At 71.4% G+C, this 19,025-nt stretch carries 16 protein-coding genes; 8 read left to right on the top strand and 8 right to left on the bottom strand.

The annotated features are described in order from the left end of the window. Nucleotides 1–133 precede the first annotated feature (133 nt). The 3 genes from FS770_RS04595 to FS770_RS04585 are packed head-to-tail and all read left to right on the top strand — an operon-like array spanning nucleotide 134 to nucleotide 3,906. Complete coding sequence (locus tag FS770_RS04595) at nucleotides 134–1,306, top strand: thiamine pyrophosphate-dependent enzyme (protein ID WP_186366682.1); 1,173 nt, start codon at nucleotides 134–136, stop codon at nucleotides 1,304–1,306. Further along, nucleotides 1,303–2,277 carry an alpha-ketoacid dehydrogenase subunit beta gene (locus FS770_RS04590; RefSeq protein ID WP_144941071.1) on the top strand — a complete coding sequence of 325 codons (975 nt, stop codon included), beginning with the start codon at nucleotides 1,303–1,305 and terminating at the stop codon, nucleotides 2,275–2,277. The genes FS770_RS04595 and FS770_RS04590 overlap by 4 nt, the downstream gene beginning before the upstream one ends. 54 nt (nucleotides 2,278–2,331) lie before the next feature. Continuing rightward, entirely contained in the window at nucleotides 2,332–3,906 is a 1,575-nt protein-coding gene (locus FS770_RS04585) for a dihydrolipoamide acetyltransferase family protein (RefSeq protein WP_144941069.1), read from the top strand. A gap of 9 nt (nucleotides 3,907–3,915) precedes the next feature. Here FS770_RS04585 and FS770_RS04580 read toward each other — a convergent pair whose 3' ends face one another. From FS770_RS04580 to FS770_RS04560, 5 genes are all read right to left on the bottom strand, one after another. Beyond that, complete coding sequence (locus FS770_RS04580) at nucleotides 3,916–4,632, bottom strand: DNA-3-methyladenine glycosylase I (protein ID WP_145010184.1); 717 nt, start codon at nucleotides 4,630–4,632, stop codon at nucleotides 3,916–3,918. A gap of 107 nt (nucleotides 4,633–4,739) precedes the next feature. After that, nucleotides 4,740–5,768, bottom strand: coding sequence for a hypothetical protein (locus FS770_RS04575; protein WP_145010181.1), 1,029 nt, complete (start codon nucleotides 5,766–5,768; stop codon nucleotides 4,740–4,742). After that, the gene (locus FS770_RS04570; protein WP_145010178.1) at nucleotides 5,765–7,072 is read right to left on the bottom strand and encodes a sensor histidine kinase; all 1,308 of its coding nucleotides are present in this window, start codon (nucleotides 7,070–7,072) and stop codon (nucleotides 5,765–5,767) included. Before FS770_RS04570 ends, FS770_RS04575 begins: the two co-directional genes overlap by 4 nt. Nucleotides 7,073–7,091: 19 nt before the next feature. Next, nucleotides 7,092–7,739, bottom strand: coding sequence for a response regulator transcription factor (locus tag FS770_RS04565; RefSeq protein WP_244944754.1), 648 nt, complete (start codon nucleotides 7,737–7,739; stop codon nucleotides 7,092–7,094). A 127-nt stretch (nucleotides 7,740–7,866) separates the two neighbouring features. Then, nucleotides 7,867–8,931, bottom strand: coding sequence for a hypothetical protein (locus FS770_RS04560; protein ID WP_145010175.1), 1,065 nt, complete (start codon nucleotides 8,929–8,931; stop codon nucleotides 7,867–7,869). A 174-nt stretch (nucleotides 8,932–9,105) separates the two neighbouring features. Between FS770_RS04560 and FS770_RS04555 the strand changes: the two genes are divergently transcribed. Together FS770_RS04555 and FS770_RS04550 are read left to right on the top strand one after the other, a co-directional pair. After that, nucleotides 9,106–10,815: a long-chain-fatty-acid--CoA ligase gene (locus FS770_RS04555; RefSeq protein WP_145010172.1), complete on the top strand. Its 1,710-nt coding sequence runs from the start codon at nucleotides 9,106–9,108 to the stop codon at nucleotides 10,813–10,815. Between the two features lie 129 nt (nucleotides 10,816–10,944). Further along, a complete protein-coding gene (locus FS770_RS04550; RefSeq protein WP_145010169.1) occupies nucleotides 10,945–11,826 on the top strand; it encodes a LysR family transcriptional regulator in 882 nt (293 codons plus the stop codon). 369 nt (nucleotides 11,827–12,195) lie between these two features. Here the strand turns inward: FS770_RS04550 and FS770_RS04545 are convergent, their stop codons facing one another. After that, nucleotides 12,196–12,681: a MarR family winged helix-turn-helix transcriptional regulator gene (locus tag FS770_RS04545; protein ID WP_055082744.1), complete on the bottom strand. Its 486-nt coding sequence runs from the start codon at nucleotides 12,679–12,681 to the stop codon at nucleotides 12,196–12,198. A gap of 56 nt (nucleotides 12,682–12,737) precedes the next feature. Further along, nucleotides 12,738–13,517, bottom strand: a complete 780-nt coding sequence (locus tag FS770_RS04540) for a hypothetical protein (protein WP_145010166.1) — start codon at nucleotides 13,515–13,517, stop codon at nucleotides 12,738–12,740. A 153-nt stretch (nucleotides 13,518–13,670) separates the two neighbouring features. Between FS770_RS04540 and FS770_RS04535 the strand changes: the two genes are divergently transcribed. Together FS770_RS04535 and FS770_RS04530 are read left to right on the top strand one after the other, a co-directional pair. Beyond that, on the top strand, nucleotides 13,671–14,765 hold the full coding sequence (locus FS770_RS04535; protein WP_145010163.1) for a glutathione S-transferase family protein: 1,095 nt from the start codon (nucleotides 13,671–13,673) through the stop codon (nucleotides 14,763–14,765). A gap of 266 nt (nucleotides 14,766–15,031) precedes the next feature. Continuing rightward, the gene (locus tag FS770_RS04530) at nucleotides 15,032–15,877 is read left to right on the top strand and encodes an HpcH/HpaI aldolase/citrate lyase family protein (protein WP_055082748.1); all 846 of its coding nucleotides are present in this window, start codon (nucleotides 15,032–15,034) and stop codon (nucleotides 15,875–15,877) included. Nucleotides 15,878–15,898: 21 nt separating this feature from the next. Here FS770_RS04530 and FS770_RS04525 read toward each other — a convergent pair whose 3' ends face one another. Next, nucleotides 15,899–16,609, bottom strand: coding sequence for an HAD family hydrolase (locus FS770_RS04525; protein WP_145010160.1), 711 nt, complete (start codon nucleotides 16,607–16,609; stop codon nucleotides 15,899–15,901). 123 nt (nucleotides 16,610–16,732) lie between these two features. Between FS770_RS04525 and malQ the strand changes: the two genes are divergently transcribed. Continuing rightward, entirely contained in the window at nucleotides 16,733–18,979 is a 2,247-nt protein-coding gene (malQ, locus tag FS770_RS04520; RefSeq protein ID WP_144941049.1) for a 4-alpha-glucanotransferase, read from the top strand. The last annotated feature ends 46 nt before the right edge of the window (nucleotides 18,980–19,025 follow it).

Below are 19,025 nucleotides of genomic sequence, written 5' to 3'. Positions count from 1 at the left end.
CCGAGACCGTGACGAGCACCGAGCGCCCCCGGACCACCACGGGCGCCGGGACGGACGCGCACCGCGGCCACCCGCAGCCGTGGCCGGAACGGAAGGGCCGGGCGTGACGACAGCAGAAGGATCGAGACCCCAGATGGCACCACCCACCCCCACAAGCGAGGCGCAGGCCACGCTGCCGCGCCACCAGCTGCTGGATGAGCGCGGCGTCGTCCGCGAGGACCCGAAGCTCTCCCCGTACGCGGCGGACCTCTCGCTCGAGGACCTGCACCACCTGTACCGGTCCATGACCCTCGCCCGCCGTGTGGACGAGGAGGGCACCTCGCTGCAGCGCCAGGGGCAGCTGGTGCTCTGGGTCCCGCTGCGGGGCCAGGAGGCGGCGCAGGTCGGTTCGGTGTGGCCCACACGGCCCACCGACCGGCTCTTTCCTTCCTACCGCGAGCACGCGGCGGCCTTTGAGCGGGGGATCCGCCCAGCGGACCTGATGCGGCTGTTCCGCGGCATCACGGCCGGGGGCTGGGACCCGGAGGAGTACCAGATGAACCTCTACACCATGGTCCTCGCCGCCCAGGTTCCCCACGCGGTGGGCTACGCCATGGGGACCGCGCTGGACCGCAGGGCCGCGGGGAGCGCGGGAAATCCGCCCACCACGGAGCCGGAGGCGGTCGTCGCGTACTTCGGGGACGGCGCAAGCACCGAGGGCGAGATCCACGAGTCCATGGTCTTCGCGGCCTCCTACGACGCCCCGGTACTCTTCTTCATCCAGAACAACCAGTGGGCCATCTCGGTGCCCTTCACCACGCAGTCGCGCGTCCCCCTGGCCACGCGCGCCGCGGGCTACGGCTTCGAGGGGTTACGCGTGGACGGCAACGATGTCCTGGGGGTCGTGGCGGCCACGCGCTACGCGCTCGAGAAGATCCGCGCAGGGGAGGGCCCCGTGCTGATCGAGGCCGAGACCTACAGGATGGGAGCCCACACCACGGCGGACGACCCCACCAAGTACAGGGAGCGGGACGAGGAGGACGAATGGGGCCACCTCGATCCCATCGACCGGCTGCGGTCCCACCTCCGCACCCACCACGGGGTCGAGGACGAGTTCTTCGAGGCCGTGGCGCGGGAGAACGACGACGCCGCGCAGCAGCTGCGTGCCGAGGTCCTCGCCATGGAGCCGCCCACCTTCGAGGAGTCGTTCGGCAAGGCCTACGCCGAACCGCACTCGCTCGTGAGCGCCGAACGGGCCGAGTACCTGGACTACCAGGCCGGCTTCACCCCGGCGCAGGACACCGAGACCGGAGGGACCGGCGCATGACACAGCTGACCGTGGCCAAGGCCATCAACGCCGGGCTCGCACGGGCCATGGAGGAGAACACCAAGGTCATGCTCATGGGGGAGGACATCGGCTCCCTGGGTGGCGTGTACCGCGTGACGGAGGGGTTGAAGACCCGTTTCGGCGCCCACCGCGTGCTCGACACCCCGCTCGGCGAGGCCGGGATCGTGGGCACCGCCGTGGGGCTCGCGGAGCGCGGCTACCGCCCTGTGTGCGAGATCCAGTTCGACGGGTTCACGTTCCCGGCGTTCAACCAGATCACCACCCAGCTGGCCAAGATCCACGCTCGCTCGGACGGCAGGCTCACGGTGCCCGTGACCATCCGCATCCCCTACGGAGGGGTCATCGGCTCTGTGGAGCACCACTCGGAGTCCCCGGAGGCGCTGTTCGCGCACACTGCCGGGCTGCGGATCCTCGCCCCCTCTAACGCGCAGGACGCCTACTGGATGTCCCAGCAGGCCATCCAGTGCGACGACCCCGTGATCATCTTCGAGCCAAAGCGCCGCTACTGGCTCAAGGGCGACGTGGACGAGACGACCTCCCCGGGGGACCCGTTCAGCGCCGCCGTGATCCGTGAGGGCCACGAGGCCACGGTGGTCGCGTGGGGCCCGCTCGTGCCGGTGGCGCTCGCCGCGGCGCAGGCGGCCCAGGAGGACGGACGCAGCGTGGAGGTCATCGACCTGCGCAGCCTCTCGCCGGTGGACTTCGACACCGTGACGGCTTCCGTGCGCAAGACGGGCCGCCTGGTGATCGCCCACGAGGCCCCGACCTTCGGGGGGCTGGGCGGGGAGATCGCCGCGCGCGTCACCGAGCGGGCCTTCTACTCGCTCGAAGCACCCGTGCTGCGAGTGGGCTCCTACCACCTTCCGTATCCTCCCGCCGCTGTGGAGGACCACTACGTCCCGGACCTGGACCGAGTGCTCGAGGCACTCGACCGGTCCTTCGCCTACTAGAGCAGTCGCGCCGCCGGTTCCCGAGAGGGGGCCGCAGCGCACGAGGGAGAACTCATGTCACAGGTTTTCACGCTTCCGGACGTGGGCGAGGGGCTGACCGAGGCGGACATCCTCGCCTGGAAGGTCTCCGAGGGGGACCAGGTCACGGTCAACCAGGTGCTGGTGGAGATCGAGACCGCCAAGTCCGTGGTGGAGCTGCCCTCCCCGTTCGCGGGGACCGTGCAGGAGATCATGGTGGCCGAGGGGGAGACCGTGCAGGTGGGCACCCCCATCATCGCGGTCGCCACGAGTGACGACGCCCCCGCAGGCGCGACCGATCCCGGCTACACCGGCTCGGCACCGGAGGACGGGCTCGCGGACGAGCCGGTCCCCGAGGTGCAGCGCGCGGAGGAGGACATCACCTCTGGCTCCGGCACGAGCCTGGACTCCGCCGGGGGCAAGGCGCTTGTGGGCTCCGGGCCGAAGGCGGACCCGGTGCGGCGGCGGCGTCGTACCCGCGTGGGAATGCGCACGGACGCCGAGGCGCCGCAGGGACTGAGCCAGAGCGGTGCAGCGGCCCAGAAGGCCGAGGCGGACACCAGTGTCGTGCGGAAGCAGGGCTGGGCGGACCGGCTCTCCCGCACGGGCATCGGCAGCGCCGCGGTGGACTTCGCGGAGAAGGCCGGGAAGATCCGGGACCGCAGCGAGACGTGGTGGAAGTCCCTGGACGAGCCCGCGGCGCAGCCCCCGGCCACCGCGTCCATCCCGCGGCGCCCCAACCTCGCCAAGCCCCCCGTGCGCAAGGCGGCGAAGGAGATGGGCATCGACCTCGCGGACGTGCGGGCCACCGGCGACGGCGGCCAGGTCACCAAGAGGGACCTGCTCGCCTACGCCGCCCACGAGCGGGAGGTGGAGGGCGGCCCGGACACGTTCTGGAGCGCGACCGCCCAGCCCGCGGACGCCCGTGAGGAGCGCATCCCCGTCAAGGGGGTCCGCAAGGCCACCGCGCGGAACATGGTGAAGTCCGCGTTCAGCGCCCCGCACGTGTCGATCTTCGTGGACGTGGACGCCACCCGGACCATGGAGTTCGTCAAGCGGCTCAAGGAATCCCCGCACTTCGAGGGAGTAAAGGTCACGCCCCTGCTGATCCTGGCGAGGGCCGTGATCTGGGCCGCCGCGCGCAACCCGCAGGTCAATGCCACGTGGACCGACACCGAGATCGTCATCAAGCGCTACATGAACCTCGGGATCGCCGCGGCCACGCCGCGGGGGCTGCTGGTGCCCAACATCAAGGAGGCCCAGGACCTCAGCCTGCGCGAACTGGCCATCGCGCTGCACGAACTGACGCAGACAGCTCGCGCGGGACGCACCCAGCCCGGGGACATGCAGGGCGGAACCCTGTCGATCACGAACATCGGCGCCCTGGGCATCGACACCGGCACTCCCATCATCAATCCGGGAGAGGCGGCGATCGTGGCCTTCGGGACCATCAAGCAGAAGCCGTGGGTCGTCGACGGGGACGTCGTCCCGCGCTGGATCACCACCCTGGGCGGCTCTTTCGACCACCGCGTGGTGGACGGGGACCTCTCCGCGCGCTTCATGGCGGACGTGGCCCGCATTCTGGAGGAGCCCGCGCTGCTGCTCGACTGAGCCCGGGCCTCAGCCCGTGGGCGCCTCCGGCACCGCTCGGAAGCACCCCAGCACATGACCGGGTGCGCGGCCCGTGCGCTCGAGCCACCGGTGTGCCGTCACCGGCCCCACCAGCCCGATGCCGTGTCCGCGCAGCACCAGTGCGAGACGTCGCGACGCCGCGGTGCTGTCCGGGAGGTCCAGCGCGGTCTCGGGTGCCGGGCCCGGCGCGGGGACCTCGGCCTCCTCGAGCACGTCCTGCCAGTCGGAGAACTCCCAGTCCTGGCACGCGCGGGCGTTGCGGACCACTGCCTCGATCTTGGCGCGGTTGCGGATGAGCTCTGGGACGTCGAGGAGGTCGTCCACGTCGTCGTCGTCGAACAGCGCCACTCGGCGCGGGTCCAGGCCGGCCATGTTCAGGTGCCACGCGTCGTGCCGGGCGGCCTGGGACCAGCGGGCGAGGCCCGAATCCACGAGTTCCAGGGTGAGGGCGGCGAAGTATCCCCTGGCGCTCGTGGGAGTGGTGCCCCAGCCCTGGTCGTGGTCGATCAGGGCGCCCACGGTGGCCGGTGACCACGGGCACCGGCTCACCCCGTCCCCGCACAGGACGGCTCGCAGCGCCGTCCGCGCCAGGCCCGCGGGCGCGAGGAGGTCCCCGAGCGCGGGGGGCTCCCCGGACGGGGGCAGGCCCACGTCCTGCGGCGGCAGGGACAGAGGATCGAGGGAGTCAGGCTGCGAAGTCGTCATGGCGCAACGCTAGGGTCGGCGCGCCCGCCAGCGGGCAGGGAGCGGGGCGCCTGTGGATCCAGCGCCCCGCGGAGGATGCCGCGGCGCCGCTGTGCAGTGCGCCCGCATCAGAAGACGGAGACCGTCCCGGTGCCGTCCGCGATCTCCACCGCCACGGGGTCGTCGTCCGGGTTCTCGGAGTCGTGCACGATGAACACCGCGGTCGGATCGCCTTCCGGCAGCGCGCGCACCGTGATGATGCCCGTCCGCGCCTGGGCGATGATCTCGGCGAGCTGCCGGGCAGTGGCCTCCATGACGGCGGGAGACGGTGCGCAGCCCCGCTCGTCCAGGATGTCCACGGTGAGACCGCGAGCACGGGCCGCACGGGTCATCTCGAGGACGTGGGGGGAGGCGATCGAACGGCCGCGGATGCTGTCGCGCAGCTGGGCCTCGGTGAGCCGGAACTGCTGGGCATCGTAGTCGGTGACGGGGGAGGTGTCCTGGGCGATCCGCTCCAGCAGCCCGCCGGCGAGCCTGCGGACCTCGTCCACACGCCTGCTGGAGGCCTGGCGCATCCCCGTCTCGGCCTCGTCGCGCGAGCGCGCGGTCTCGAGGATTCTGCGGGTGTCCTCCTGGCGGAGCATGAACTCGTTGTACTGCCGTTCCACCATCCAGGTCACGAGCAGCACGGCGGCACCAACCACGTGGTAGGCCTCCACGGGGCGAAGCACGCCGTCCGTCACGGGCCAGCGCAGCACCGAGAGGACCGTGACACCGAGCCACACGGTCCACGCCCATCCCGGGCGCAGGCGCATCCCCAGGGCGAAGAGGACCGCGATGAACCCCAGGTGGAACCAGGGGGCCTGCCCGGCGTCGAGCGTCACGGGGGTGGCCGCATACCCCTGCTGCGCCGCCAGCAGGAACAGGCCGCTCACGAGGGCGGTGGGCACCAGGGGGAAGCGGTGGCCGTTCCACGGGGGCAGGGCCACCAGCAGGCCGGAGAGGGTGTAGGCGAGCATCGAGACCACGAACGCCCCCTGACGTCCCGCGGAGGCCTCGAAGTGCCCCAGTGCGGCCACGAAGGGCGCGGAGAACGCGGCCAGGACGATGAGCCGCATGTAGCGGTGCGCGAAGGCCTCGCGCTTCACCGTGCTCATGCCGTGGCGTCCTTTGGCCACGTCAGTGTCACCCGCGTGCCCCGCCCGGGCGCGGTGTCGAGGTCCACGGCGCCGCCGATCGCCTCGATGTTCTCCACGATGGACACGCGCACGCCCAGCCTGCGGCCGGGGATGTCGTGGTAGTTGAAGCCCCGGCCGTCGTCGCTGATGGTGAAGCGCAGGTAGAAGCCTTCGGGGTTGATCCTGGTGGGCTCGCACAGCGCGCCCTCCATGGACACCGTGGTCAGTTCGCTGCCCGAGTGGCGGGCGCTGTTGGACACGGCCTCGGTGACCGCCTGGGTGAGCCCGTGCGCCACGTACGCGGGGACGAAAACCCGGGGCTCGCCCACCGGGCGCATGGGTCCTCGGAGGTTGGTGAACCGCACCCGGGAGCGCCAGGGGGCCAGAGCGTCCATGAGCTCGTCCATGAGCACGTGCACCATCACGGTGTGCGAACCGGTGGAGCGGCTGGACTCCTCCGCCAGCACGTCCAGCGCCCGGGAGGCGAGCTGGCGGGTCTGCCGGGACAGCGGGCCCCGGGACCGGGAGGCGTCGAGCAGGGCGGCCATGACGTTGTCGTGGATGAGCCGGTCGATGCGCTCCTGGTCCGCGGTCTCCGAGCGGTTGCGGCGCATGGCCAGGGTCTGGGAGAGGGCTTCCGCGTAGTCGATGTCCAACTTCTCCACACCCCGCTTGCCCACGGCAAGCACCACGACGAGCATGAACCCGAAGACCATCCGGGAGAGCCCTGCGGCGAGCCAGGGCTCCGCGCTGTCCTCCACGGTGATCACGCGTGAGGCGATCACCGCGTAGACGGACTCGAGCAGCACCATGTACAGCACCGCGGCTCTGGGGCTCCACAGCACCGCGGCGGCGCCCACGGCCAGGATGATGAAGCCGGAGATCCACGGGTTCTGCGGCATGGACCTGCCGGTCCATGCGAGCGGCAGCGCGAAGATCCCCGCCGCCACTACCGCGGTGTAGGCCACGAAAACCCAGGGACGCACCGAGTGCCGCAGGCCGTAGAGCAGGGTGAACCCGGTGAGCACCGCGAGCGCCAGCACGAACACCGCGTACCAGTCCCGCAGCGACTGCTGCTGCTGGGCGTAGATCGGCAGCACCTCGATGAGGTGGGCCACTCCGAAGACGCCGAACCCGATCATCGCGAGATAGTGGGCGCGGTACGTGTAAAGACCCAGCTCCCCCGGCGCGATGGTGGCGAAGAACCGCTTCCACCGCAGCCGGACGTTGACCCGCCGGTACGAGAGCGCCCTGCGCGTGACAGACCTCTCGCGTGCACTCATGCGGGGGGCCGGGCTCGGGTCACAGCTTCTTCTCGGCGCTGGTGACGTCGTCCTCCGGGTCCACCAGCCCGTCCTCGATCGCGCGGATGCGCAGGTCGATCTTGGTGGGTGCGGGCCGCCCGATGCGGGCGTACTTCTCCCGGATGCGGTCGATGTTGGTCTTCACCGCGGACTGCTTGATGCCCATCCGCCGGGCCACCTGGACCTGGGCGAACCCTGAGGCGTAGAGCCGCAGAGTCTCGCGCTCGCGCGGGGACAGCGCCGCCCTGGAGAACTCGACGTCGCCGTCGATCGCGGCGGCGAGCTCCTTGGTGATCACCGGTTTGCCGTCCGCGATGGCGCGCGCCTCCTCGATCGCGTGCTCGAGGGGGTCCGACTTGCGGACCAGCCCCAGCGCACCCGCGCGCAGCGCCTCGCGGATCAGACCGGCGTTCTCCCCGATGCTGAAGATCAGCACCTTCATGCCCGCGCTGCGCAGCCGCTCCACGTTGGTGGCGGGGCGCGACTTGTCCGCGAGCGAGAGGTCCAGCAGGACGACGTCGCACTCGATCCGCTTGGCCCCCTGTGCCGTGAGCGCGGGATTCTCCGGGTCTCTCCCCAGCTGGTCCAGCAGCGTGGACACGGAATCCGAGGACCCCACGAGTTTGACGTCCGCGAGTGATGTCATGGACACCAGCCGAACACCTTCGCGAACCACTTCATGATCGTCGACAACCGCGACGAGTGTTGAAGGCATAGCAAGTTCCTCCGTACTCCCCTGTGAGGACCCAGCCCAGGCCCTCGACAGGCAAAGTCTACTCGCTCAGTGCATTCGAAACCGTCCACGCGTCCACTTTGCGGTGGTACCGCATTCCCCAGATTCCGCCCAGGAGAGCGGCCACGAGACCGAGCACGAGCAGCCCCGCGACGGCCACGAGACCAACCCCCGGATCACTGCCGAGCAGCTGCTGGGCCGTCCACCAGCCTGCACCGAGACCAGCGGTCCCCGCGCCGAGCAGGACAGCCACGGACACCACGGCGCGCGCGAGCAGCGCCCACAGCCACACGCCCATGCCCTGGGCCACCCCGGAGAACCTGCCCATGCGCCCGGCCGTATATCCCCCGGCGAGCATAGAGAGGAACTCGACTCCTCCCGCCACGGCCACGGCGGCCCACAGGAGGCCCGTCCCAGGTTCGCGCCAGGCGCGGGAGAGTGCGTCCCCGGCGCCAGCGGTGGTGTCGACGCCGAAGCCGGGTGCCGTCAGCGCGGCGACGGCCAGGAGAACGGCCGCCAGGCCGACGGCCACGAGCAACCCCATGAGCCCCGGCAGCACCTGCAGGCCGCCGAAGCGCCGCTTCTGCCTTCCGCGCAGCTCCTCCGCACTCGGCCGGCGCAGCGCGGTGACACCGTCCGGGCGCACCGCCGGGCGCATGGTGTCCCACGCGGCCTCGGCCGAGATCCGCTCCTGCGGACGGGTCAGGTGGTCGTCGCCCACGGGCCCGGCCGCCGCGGAGTCGGCGTCCCGGGGGTGCAGCCTGCCGGAAGCCACGCCAGTGCGTCCGGTGCGCGGCGCGGTGGCCGACGTCGACGACGACGTCGCGCGGGCGGCGTCGTCGGCCACGGCCGGGACCGCCGCGGTGGGGGCGGTGTGCGCACCCGGCGCGTGCTGCTGCGTCCTCCGGGGTCGGGAGCTCGCAACGTCCTCACCAGCGGTTCCGCCGCCGGGGATCCCGGACCGTCCTGCGGCGGTGGGGCGGGGCAGGGGTCGGGTGGTGCCGTCCTCCGGGGACCGCCCCGCGGCGGGCGTCCGGTCCGTCCAGGGCGCCGCGCCGTCGTCGAACGGGTCGCGGGCTGAGGGGCGGGCTGAGGAGGGGGACATGCGGGGGCCTCGTTTCGGCGGGAGATCCGGTGGCGGGTTCCCCGAAGTCTACCGAGGTGGCCCCATCCTCGTGGGCCCACGGCGGAGCCCCGTGCGGCGGGAGCGGGCCGTCACGGAGGAGGACGCAACGCGGGTTCCATGCGCCAGAAAGGACGGACGGGTAACCTCGCACACATGTCTGTTGCGAATTCCCGAGACTTCCTGGCAGCCCGACCGTGGACAGCGAGCTACGACTCGGGGGTGCCCCGTGACCTGGACCTGCCCGAGACGTCGCTGGTGCACATGCTCGAGAAGTCCGTGGCCCGCCACGGGGCCAAGACCGCCGTGGAGTTCTTCGGCGCCGGGATGACCTACGCGCAACTAGGCGAGCAGGTCCAGCGGGCGGCCGAGGGGCTGCGGATCATGGGGGTCCAGGCGGGGGATCGCGTGGCACTCGTGCTGCCCAACTGCCCCCAGCACATCGTGGCGTTCTACGCGGTGCTGCGCCTGGGGGCGATCGTGGTGGAGCACAACCCCCTCTACACGGCACCGGAGCTGCGCCATCAGTTCGAGGACCACGGTGCACGCGTGGTGATTGCGTGGGACAAGATCGCCACCTCGATCACCCGGATGCCCAAGGACCTCGCCGTGGAGCACGTGGTGGCCGTGGACATCACCGAGAGCATGTCGACCCTGATGCGGCTCGGGCTGCGGCTGCCGCTGAAGAAGCTCGCGGAGCAGCGCCGGGAGCTGACCCAGCCTGCGCCGGGGGCGATCCCGTGGCGGACGCTGGCTTCCCACGAACCGCTGCGCGCGGACCACCCCCGTCCCGTGGCGCAGGACATCGCCCTGCTGCAGTACACCTCCGGCACCACCGGCACTCCCAAGGGCGCCATGCTCAGCCACCGCAACCTCGAGTCCAACGCGCTCATGGGCCAGCACTGGCTGGAGAGCTCCTCGGACGAGGTCGTCTACGGCGTGCTGCCCCTCTTCCACGCCTTCGGTCTCACGCTCGGTCTCACGTTCGCCATGTCCCTGGGCGCCAAGCTCGTGCTGTTCCCCACCGTGCGCGGAGACCTCATCCTGCGTGCGATGAGGAAGAGCATGCCCACGGTGCTGCCCGCCGTGCCGCCCGTGTACCAGAAGGTGCTCGACGCCGCCGCGGAGAAGGGTGTGGACCTCACCGGGATCCGCGTGGCCGTCTCCGGCGCCATGACGCTGCCCGTTCCCCTCGTGGACACCTGGGAAGATGCCACGGGCGGCATGCTCATCGAGGGCTACGGACTCACCGAGTGCTCGCCCCTGGTGGCGTGCAACCCCCTCAACGAGCACCGCCGCGCAGGCTCGATCGGCATCCCCTTCCCGAGCACCGACATCCGCATGGTCGACCCCGGCACCGGCGAGGACGTCCCGCTGGATGCGGAGGGCGAGCTTCTGGTCAAGGGCCCGCAGGTCACCCGCGGCTACTGGAAGCGCCCCCAGGAGACGGCCGAGCTGTTCACAGAGGACGGCTGGCTGCGCACGGGGGATATCGTCATGGTGGACGAGGACGGCTTCCTGCGCGTGGTGGACCGCATCAAGGAGGTCATCATCACCGGAGGCTTCAACGTGGCACCCACCGAGGTGGAGACGGCCCTGAAGCTGCACGACGCCGTGGCCGACGCCGCGGTGGTGGGCATCCCCGGTTCGGACGGCAACGAGACCGTGGTGGCCGCGGTGGTTCTGGAGCCCGGTGTGGAGCTGGACGAGGCGGCTCTGCGGCAGCACTGCTACCACAAGGTGACCCGCTACAAGGTTCCCCGCCGCATCGTCGCCATGGAGGACCTCCCGCGCACGATGCTCGGCAAGACCCTGCGCCGGGCGGTCAAGGAGGAGATCCTGGAGAAGAAGCTCCTCGACTCCTGACACGAGGTCCGCGGGGGCGGGCGCACGCGCACCGGCGCGGTGCCGAACCTGCCGCTCGCGGCGGCGTTGACAGCGGGGAGCGCGGCCTCCTCGAGGGCCCCCTCACGACCAGGCAGGAAGGCGGCACCCGTGGAGCTACGGCAGCTGCGCCACTTCATCGCGGTCGCCGAGGAGCGGCACTTCGGCCGTGCGGCGCAGCGGCTGGGCATGGCCCAGCCCCCTCTCTCGCAGCAGATCCGGCAGCTCGAGGATCAGCTGGGCGTCACCCTGCTGGAGCGCACCACCCGGCGCGTGGACCTGACCCCCGCCGGGCAGGAGCTGCTGGAGCGGGGCAGAGCGGTGCTCGCTGAGATCGCGACGCTGGAGGCGGACGTGCACCGCGTGGGCGCAGGGGCCACCGGAGTGCTGAGGATAGGGTGCTGCGGTGCCGCGACCTACGTGAGCATGCCCCGGGTGCTGCGAGGAGTGGGGGAGCGGCTGCCGGGGGTGGCCCTCACCGTGCAGGGGGAGATGTCCGGTGCTGCCGTCGAGTCCGGGCTGCGCGAACGAACCCTGGACGTCGGGTTCCTGCACCCGCCAGTGGCAACACCGGGCATCGAGCACCGGGTCGTCGGGCGGGAACGGCTCGTCGTCGCCGTGCAGCAGGGCAGCCCGCTCGTCTCGGGGCGGGGGCTCGCGGTCGGGGACCTGCGGGAGCAGGTCTTCGTCGGCCACCCGGAGGGATCACCCCTGCAGCGTGCCGTGGACGAGCTGTGCCGCGGTGGCGGGTTCCAGCCGCGCGTCGCGCAGAGCACCCCGGAGATCTCCGTGATGCTGTCGCTGGTGGCGGCAGGCCAGGGGGTTGCCGTGCTCCCAGAGCAGGTGCGTGCCCTGCGGCTCGACGGCGTGGCCTACGAGGACCTTGCGGACGGCGCCCACGTGGAGCTCGTGCTCGCGTGGCGCGGGGAGGACCGCTCGGCCGTCCTGCGTAGTGTCCTGGAGCTCGTGGTGGAGCTCGCGGAGCAGTGGTGACCGCTCGCGGCGGCCGTCGGTGCTCCGGGGGACAGGGGTCGCTCGGATGCAAGCTCAGTGAAAATCATGAATATGACGATTGTGACGTGCGTTGCACCCGGTCACGGCGGGGTGCGGAGATCATTCCCGGCATTGTGTGGGCCTCGCAACGCTTTACTTGCGTCTCGATGGAGTTGCCACATAAAGTGTTGATGTCGGCCGAAGTGGCCCGGGCGCATCCCCCCAAATGAGCGTCCGGATGATCCCCCGGCTGGCCGGCGTCCCGATCTCCCCCAGATTCGGGATGTCCGACGGGTCCTGCCGATCCCCCAAGTGGCAGGACCCGTCCCCTGTTAACAGGCTCTTTTCCCCGGCCCCTCGGCGCCGGTCTCAGCGCAGCCCCAGCGCCACGAGGCGGGGGAGCACCTTGTGGGCGATGCCCACAAGAGTGGCCTGCTCCTCCTCGTCGAGCACGTCGATGAACGTCTCACGCACCAGGTGCAGGTGTCCCGGGGCGGCGTTCTCGATTGCCTCCCGGCCGCGGCCGGTGATCCCCACCATGAGTCCGCGGGCGTCCGAGGGGTTGGGGGAGCGGGTGATCATTTCCCGGCGCTCCATGCGGGAGAGCATGTGGGACAGCCGCGAACGCTCCCACCCCAGCAGCGTCAGCAGCTCGCGGGACGCCATCCCCTCCGAGGGACCCTCGGACAGGGGCACCAGGACTTCGTACTCGGAGCTGGAGAGCTCGCTGTCGCGCTGCAGCTGGCGGTCCACTGCGCGCTCCATTCCGCGGCTGAGCTCCAGGAAGCCACGCCAGGCGGCCTGTTCCTCCGGGGTGAGCCACTGGACGGGCACGTCCGTGGGTGTGGTGTCCATGCTTCCTCGCGCTCTCTGTGACGGCCCGCGCGTGGTCGCGCGGATGGTGGGTGGGCTCAGCCGCGGTGCTCGCGGGTGATCCAGTCGGAGTCGTAGTGGCCCGGGTCCTCGTGGCGATCCCGGCAGCGCACGCGTTCGGCGTAGTCGGTGGGGCGCAGGGGGGAGTCGTCGTCGTCCGGGCGCGTGAGCCGTGCGGTGGCGACCAGGCCGAAGCCGAGACCGGCGCCCACCACCATCGTCATGCCCCCCACCACGAACGCCAGGATGTAGTCGTCCAGCAGGTCTGGGGGCACGGACGGACCGAGCCAGGAGGGGACGACGAACGCGGTGGCGAAGCAGCCCAGCCCGAGCAGCAGCAGGGCGGCGGGGATGAGCCACAGCCTGGACCACGGGCGGCGCTGCGGGCCTCCCGTCTCCCAGGGCTCCCGGAACACGGCGAGCGCGCGGGTCTGCACGAGCGCGTAGCCCGCGAGCCCCGCCACCACGAGGGCACCGCCCACGAGCCAGCCGAGCCAGGTGCCCGCTGCGAGCAGCCCCAGACCGGCGAGCAGCCCCAGCAGGATGACGGTGAAGGACAGCCCCCGGCCCATGCGCCGGGCGGCCTGTGCAGAAGCGGTCCGCGTGGAGGGCTCAGAGGGCTGACCGGGTGCGGAGGGCGACGTGGCCGTCGGCCGGGGCGTCTCCTCGGCCGGCTGCGCGCGGATGCCGTAGCGCGGGCGCTCGTCCTCGTGGCAGGTGCCCTGGTCTCCAGGCACTGCGGCCCCGGACGCGCTGGGGCCCCGGCGCGGGGTGTCGTCGGTATCGTGGCGGTCGCGGGGGTGCTGGGCGGGAGTCATGGCTGATCCAGTGTGGTCGAGCGGCGGTGCCGCGCGGCGGCTCTGCCGCGCACGGCCTCAAACAAGGCCACTGTAGCCCGCCGCGGTGACGTGAGATGGGGACCCGTGGCACGCTGGACGTATCATCCGCAAGACGTTCACAGGAGGTGGTACATGTCGGATCTGACGGCGGACAACGGCGAGCAGGACCACGAGAAGTACTCCACGGTGGGGTCCTACGTCCGCGAGGGCGAGGAGTACGACCGTGACACCACGTACATCGAGGACCGCATCGTCGCGGATCCCGAGCACGCGCAGCTGTCCCCGGGGGCGCAGGCATGGCCCGTGGAGCCCGGGCGGTACCGCCTGGTCGCGGCCCGGGCCTGCCCCTGGGCGAACCGCACGCTGATCGTGCGCCGGCTGCTGGGGCTGGAGGACGCCATCTCCCTGGGCCTTGCCGGCCCCACCCACGACGCCCGGTCCTGGCGCTTCGACCTCGACCCGGACGGCCGCGACCCCGTGCTGGGCACCCAGCGGCTGCAGGAGAACTACTTCGCGCGCTTCCCAGGCTACCCGCGCGGCATCACCGTGCCGGCCATGGTGGACGCGCCCACGGGTCAGGTGGTGACCAACGACTTCGCGCAGATGACCGAGGACTTCGCCACCGAGTGGCGCGAGTACCAGCGCGATGGCGCCCCGGACCTGTGGCCCGCCGAGCTGGTGGAGGAGATGCGCCCGGTCATGCGCCGCGTCTACACCGAGATCAACAACGGCGTGTACCGCTGCGGCTTCGCGGGCTCGCAGGAGGCCTACGACGCCGCGTACGAGCGCTTGTGGGCGGGGTTGGACTGGGTCGAGGAGCGGCTGGCGACCCGCCGCTACCTGATGGGCGAGCACATCACCGAGGCGGATGTCCGCCTGTTCACCACCCTGGTGCGCTTCGACCCGGTGTACGTGAGCCACTTCAAGGCGTCCCGGAACAAGCTCACCGAGATGCCGAACCTGTGGGGCTACGCGCGGGACCTGTTCCAAACCCCCGGCTTCGGGGACACAGTGGACTTCCAGCAGATCAAGGACCACTACTTCGTGGTCCACCGCGACATCAACCCCTCCGGCATCGTCCCGCTGGGTCCGGACCTCACCAACTGGACCACGCCGCACGGCCGGCAGGCTCTCGGCGGGTCCCCGTTCGCACCGGGGGCCACGCCCCCTGGCCCGGTTCGCCCGCAGGAGCGGGTGCTCGCAGAGCACACCCCGCTCACTGACTGAGGAGGGAGCGGGGGACGACGACGCCGCGCGGCCGACTCCGGCAGCCCGGGCCGGTTCCGCGCGGCTGGCGGAGTGCTCGTGGGAACCCCACAAGTGCGCCCCGGGTGCTTTTGTGCGCCGTGCCCGGGACGCACCCGGTGCCCGGGTAATAAGGTTTATGTGGCTTCCGCCCCGGATCCGGTCCTCCTGCGTACTCTCTCCTGGCGAGGAGCGGTCCAGGGCCCGCCCGTCCCCCGGACACCGTCCGACGACTCCCGAGGAGATTCATGGTCCCGTACCGCAATGAGCGCGCCGCAGCACTTCCCGCACGGCTGTCCCGGTCGTGGCTGCTCACGTCCGCGGCGGATCCCGCCCTCTTCGCCCCGGCGCTGGCCTCGGAGGCGGACTCGGTGGTGCTCGACATCGAGGACGCCGTGCCGGAGGAGGACAAGGATCGCGCGCGAACGGAGATGGTGCGGGCCATGCAGGACGGCGTCAGCGCGTGGGTGCGGATCAACGACATCAGCACCCCGCACTGGGAGAAGGACCTTGCGGCACTGAGCGAGGTAGGCAACCTGCGGGGGATCGTGCTTGCCAAGACCGAGCACCCGGACCACATCACCAAGACGGCGATGATGAGCCGCGCGGGTACTCCCGTGGTCGCGCTCATCGAGTCCGCGGTGGGTCTGATGAACGCGTACGACATCGCCCGCGCCCCGGGCGTCTTCCGCCTGGCCTTCGGCGTGGGTGACTTCCGCAAGGACACCGGCGCCTCCGGGGACCCCATGGCGCTGGCCTTCGCACGCTCCACGCTCGTCACCGCGTCCCGCGTGGGCGAGTTGCCCGGCCCGGTCGACGGGCCGAGCAACGGCATGTATGGCGAGGAGCTCGCCGCCGCGTGCAAGGTCACCCAGTCCATGGGCATGACCGGAAAGCTGTGCCTGGACCCCGCCCAGGCGGACGGCATCAACCACGCCCTGGCTCCGAGCGACCAGGAGATCCGCTGGGCACGGGAGATGATCGAGCAGGCGAACTCCGGCCACGCCGGGGCAGACGGCTCCTACCTGCCGCGGCTCGCCCGCGCCAGGAAGGTCTCCGAGCTGGCTGAGACCTACGGCCTCTGGAACAGCTGAGACCCGCGGCCCGCAGCGGGTTCAGCCCTCCAGGCCCCATCCCCGCAGCAGTTGCGTGAGCGCAGGGTCGGCGAGGGAGTCCACGAGGTAGTGGGAGCGCAGCGGCTCGTCGTGGCCGTGGGGCGCGCCCAGTACGACCATCCCGGCGGCCTCTGCGGCGGAGCTCCCGGCGGGGGAGTCCTCCACGGCGAGGGCCTGCTCCGGTGCCACGCCGAGCCGACGGACGGCCTCCTCGTATATGTCCGGGGCGGGCTTTCCCTCGGCCACGTCGTTCGCGCTGACCCAGGTCTGCAGGACGTCGTCCAGACCGATGGCGGCCATCTTGCGGTCGAGGATCGCGCGGGTCGAGTTGCTCGCCACGGCCACCGGCACGTGTCCGGCGACGGCCCGCACCGTCTCCACCGCGCCGGGCAGCGGTTTCAGCACCTGGCTGACCACGTCCTGCTCGGTGCGCAGCAGGTCCTGGAGCACCTCGTCGACGGACGGAGCGCTCCCGCCGCCGGTCTTCGCCGCGGCCTCCGCCTCGCGTGCGATGTGCCGTGCCACATCCCTCGCCGCCAGGCCCATCAGGTCCGTTCCCGTGCGCTCGTCGAGCGGCACGCCGAAACGCTTGGCCACCTGCTGCTGCACGTCCGACCAGGCTCGTTCGGTGTCCATGAGCACCCCGTCGCAGTCGAAGACGACGGCGCGGGGTCGCCACTGCGGGTCCGGGGCGGGGAGGCTGGGTTCCATGCACCCAGTCAACCACGCGGAGGTGGCGCGGCCCGCGGACGGTGCGGGCGGCGGCGTCGTCCCCGGGGCTGTCGCAGAGGGGCACCCGCCCGCTGACCAGGGCCCGCTGACTAGAGTGGGACCATGCCGGAGAACGCAGGACATTCAGGGGAAACCACAATGCAGCGCCTGGCCACGCAGTACCGGGTGGCCACGCAGTATGAGGGCTTTGACGGGGAGACGGTGAGCGTCCCGGAGAAGACGCTGCGCAGCGTGCTCACGGCGCTCGGAGCGGACGTCACGGACGACGACGCCGCGCGGCGCAGCCTGGCCGAGCGCGAGACCGCGCCGTGGCGCACCCTCTTGCCGCCCGTCCTCGTAACCGAGGCGGGTGCCGCGGCCTCGGTCCCGGTGACGTTCGACGACGGGGACACCGTGCGCGTGCGGCTGTGGCACGAGGACGATCCGGACGAGGTCTGGGAACTGCGGCCCGCGCAGGGGACGGCTCCCGAGATGCGCCGCGTCGACGGGACGAGCCGGCAGCGGGTGGCCCACGCGCTGCCGGGGGGGCTGCCGCTGGGCTGGTACCGGCTGGAGGCCACCACTGGCTCGGGCGAGTCCGCGGAGATCGACGTCGCCGTGACCCCGCAGCGCCTCAGCACCACGGACCGGCTGCGCCGAAGCCGACACTGGGGCTACATGGCCCAGCTGTACTCCGTGGTCTCCTCGCGCTCCTGGGGCGTGGGGGACCTCTCGGACCTCGCGTCCCTGGCAGCCGTGAGCGGCGTCCAGGGCGCCGACTACGTGCTGATCAACCCGCTGCACGCCGCCGAGCCCGTCCCGCCCGTGGAGCCCTCTCCGTACCTGCCCTCGAGCCGCCGCTTCTTCAACCCCCTCTACCTGCGCGTGGCGGACGTGGCCGAGTTCCCGTACCTGCGCCCGGCGGACCGGGAGGTCGTGGACCGGCTCGCGGCCATCGAGCGCAAGGCGGTCCTGGACCCCTCCACGATCGACCGCGACTCCGCGTTCGCCGCCAAGCTCAAGACGCTCGAGCTGCTCTACACGGTGCGTCGCTCCCCCCACCGTCAGCAGCAGCTCGAGGCCTTCGTGGCCCAGGGCGGGCAGCCGCTGCAGGACTTCGCCCTGTGGTGTGCGCTGCGCGAGGAGCTGGGGGAGGACAGCCCCCTGTGGGAGGGCGACGCCGCCTCGCCCGAGTCTCCGTACGCCCGGGAGGCGCGCTCCCGGCTGCGCCACCGCATCAACTTCCACGTCTGGCTGCAGTGGCTGCTCGACGACCAGCTGGAGGCCGCCCAGCGCGCCGCCCACCGGGCGGGCATGGACATCGGCGTGGTGCACGACCTCGCCGTGGGCGTCCACAAGCACGGCGCGGACGCCTGGGCCCTGCAGGATGTCATGGCCCAGGGTGTGAGCGTGGGTGCCCCCGCGGACATGTACAACCAGCTCGGCCAGGACTGGAGCCAGCCGCCGTGGGACCCGCAGAAGCTCGCGGAGGCCGGCTACCGGCCGTGGCGGCAGATGATGGGCAGCATCTTCCGCCACTCCGGCGGAGTGAGGATCGACCACGTTGCCGGACTGTTCCGGCTGTGGTGGATCCCGGACGGCAACAAGGCCTCGGACGGCACATACGTCTACTACGACCACGAGGCCATGGTGGGGGTGCTGGCTCTCGAGGCCGAGCTCGCCGGCGTGATCGTGGTGGGCGAGGACCTGGGCACCGTCGAGGACAGCGTGCGCGAGTACCTGGAGGGCAAGGGTGTGCTGGGGACATCCATCCTGTGGTTCGAGATGGACGGGGACATGCCCCTGGACCCCTCCCGCTACCGGGAGCTGTGCATGGCCTCGGTCAACACCCACGACCTGCCGCCCACGGCCGGCTACCTCGAGGGAGTGCAGCTGGAGCTGCGCGAAAAGCTGGGCCTGCTCGCCCGCTCCCCGGAGGAGGAGCGGGAGGACGCCCGGCGCCAGCTCGAGACGTTCTTCACCGCGGTGGCGGACGCTGGCTACCTCCCGCACGGTGAGGAGTCCGGGCAGGAGGAGAAGATCGAGGCGCTCTACCGCTACCTGTGCGATGCCCCCTCGCTGCTGCTCAACGTCTCCCTGGTGGACGCCGTGGGGGAGAAGCGGATCCAGAACCAGCCCGGTACGAGCGACGAGTACCCGAACTGGCGGGTGCCGCTCGCGGACTCGGACGGCCGGCCCGTGATGCTCGAGAACCTGCCACGGATGGAGCGCGTGAACAAGCTCGTGGACGTGGTCAACGAGGCTCTCGGCACGCACCGGAGGGACCCCAAGGTCACCTCTCGGGCCCCCAAGCAGCCCGAGCACCGCGACATCGCGGACCCGTTCCGTGCTGCCACGCCGGAGTCCTGAGGCAAGGGCGGGTGGCAGGGAGGGTTGCCCCCCTGGATGAATTAGG

It is taken from the genome of Kocuria salsicia (genome assembly GCF_007681555.1).
GTDB lineage: Bacteria > Actinomycetota > Actinomycetes > Actinomycetales > Micrococcaceae > Kocuria > Kocuria salsicia.
The sequence above is the reverse complement of the archived record's forward strand: the minus strand, read 5'-3'. Positions and strand labels throughout refer to the sequence as shown.

Excerpts from the sequence above, each read along its gene's own strand:
- FS770_RS04590 (WP_144941071.1), top strand. The coding sequence starts at position 1,303 with ATGACACAGCTGACCGTGGCCAAGGCCATCAACGCCGGGCTCGCACGG.
- FS770_RS04555 (WP_145010172.1), top strand. The coding sequence starts at position 9,106 with ATGTCTGTTGCGAATTCCCGAGACTTCCTGGCAGCCCGACCGTGGACA.
- FS770_RS04560 (WP_145010175.1), bottom strand. The coding sequence starts at position 8,931 with ATGTCCCCCTCCTCAGCCCGCCCCTCAGCCCGCGACCCGTTCGACGAC.
- malQ (WP_144941049.1), top strand. The coding sequence starts at position 16,733 with ATGCCGGAGAACGCAGGACATTCAGGGGAAACCACAATGCAGCGCCTG.
- FS770_RS04595 (WP_186366682.1), top strand. The coding sequence starts at position 134 with ATGGCACCACCCACCCCCACAAGCGAGGCGCAGGCCACGCTGCCGCGC.
- FS770_RS04545 (WP_055082744.1), bottom strand. The coding sequence starts at position 12,681 with ATGGACACCACACCCACGGACGTGCCCGTCCAGTGGCTCACCCCGGAG.
- FS770_RS04585 (WP_144941069.1), top strand. The coding sequence starts at position 2,332 with ATGTCACAGGTTTTCACGCTTCCGGACGTGGGCGAGGGGCTGACCGAG.
- FS770_RS04575 (WP_145010181.1), bottom strand. The coding sequence starts at position 5,768 with ATGAGCACGGTGAAGCGCGAGGCCTTCGCGCACCGCTACATGCGGCTC.
- FS770_RS04570 (WP_145010178.1), bottom strand. The coding sequence starts at position 7,072 with ATGAGTGCACGCGAGAGGTCTGTCACGCGCAGGGCGCTCTCGTACCGG.
- FS770_RS04530 (WP_055082748.1), top strand. The coding sequence starts at position 15,032 with ATGGTCCCGTACCGCAATGAGCGCGCCGCAGCACTTCCCGCACGGCTG.
- FS770_RS04525 (WP_145010160.1), bottom strand. The coding sequence starts at position 16,609 with ATGGAACCCAGCCTCCCCGCCCCGGACCCGCAGTGGCGACCCCGCGCC.
- FS770_RS04580 (WP_145010184.1), bottom strand. The coding sequence starts at position 4,632 with ATGACGACTTCGCAGCCTGACTCCCTCGATCCTCTGTCCCTGCCGCCG.
- FS770_RS04535 (WP_145010163.1), top strand. The coding sequence starts at position 13,671 with ATGTCGGATCTGACGGCGGACAACGGCGAGCAGGACCACGAGAAGTAC.
- FS770_RS04565 (WP_244944754.1), bottom strand. The coding sequence starts at position 7,739 with ATGACATCACTCGCGGACGTCAAACTCGTGGGGTCCTCGGATTCCGTG.
- FS770_RS04540 (WP_145010166.1), bottom strand. The coding sequence starts at position 13,517 with ATGACTCCCGCCCAGCACCCCCGCGACCGCCACGATACCGACGACACC.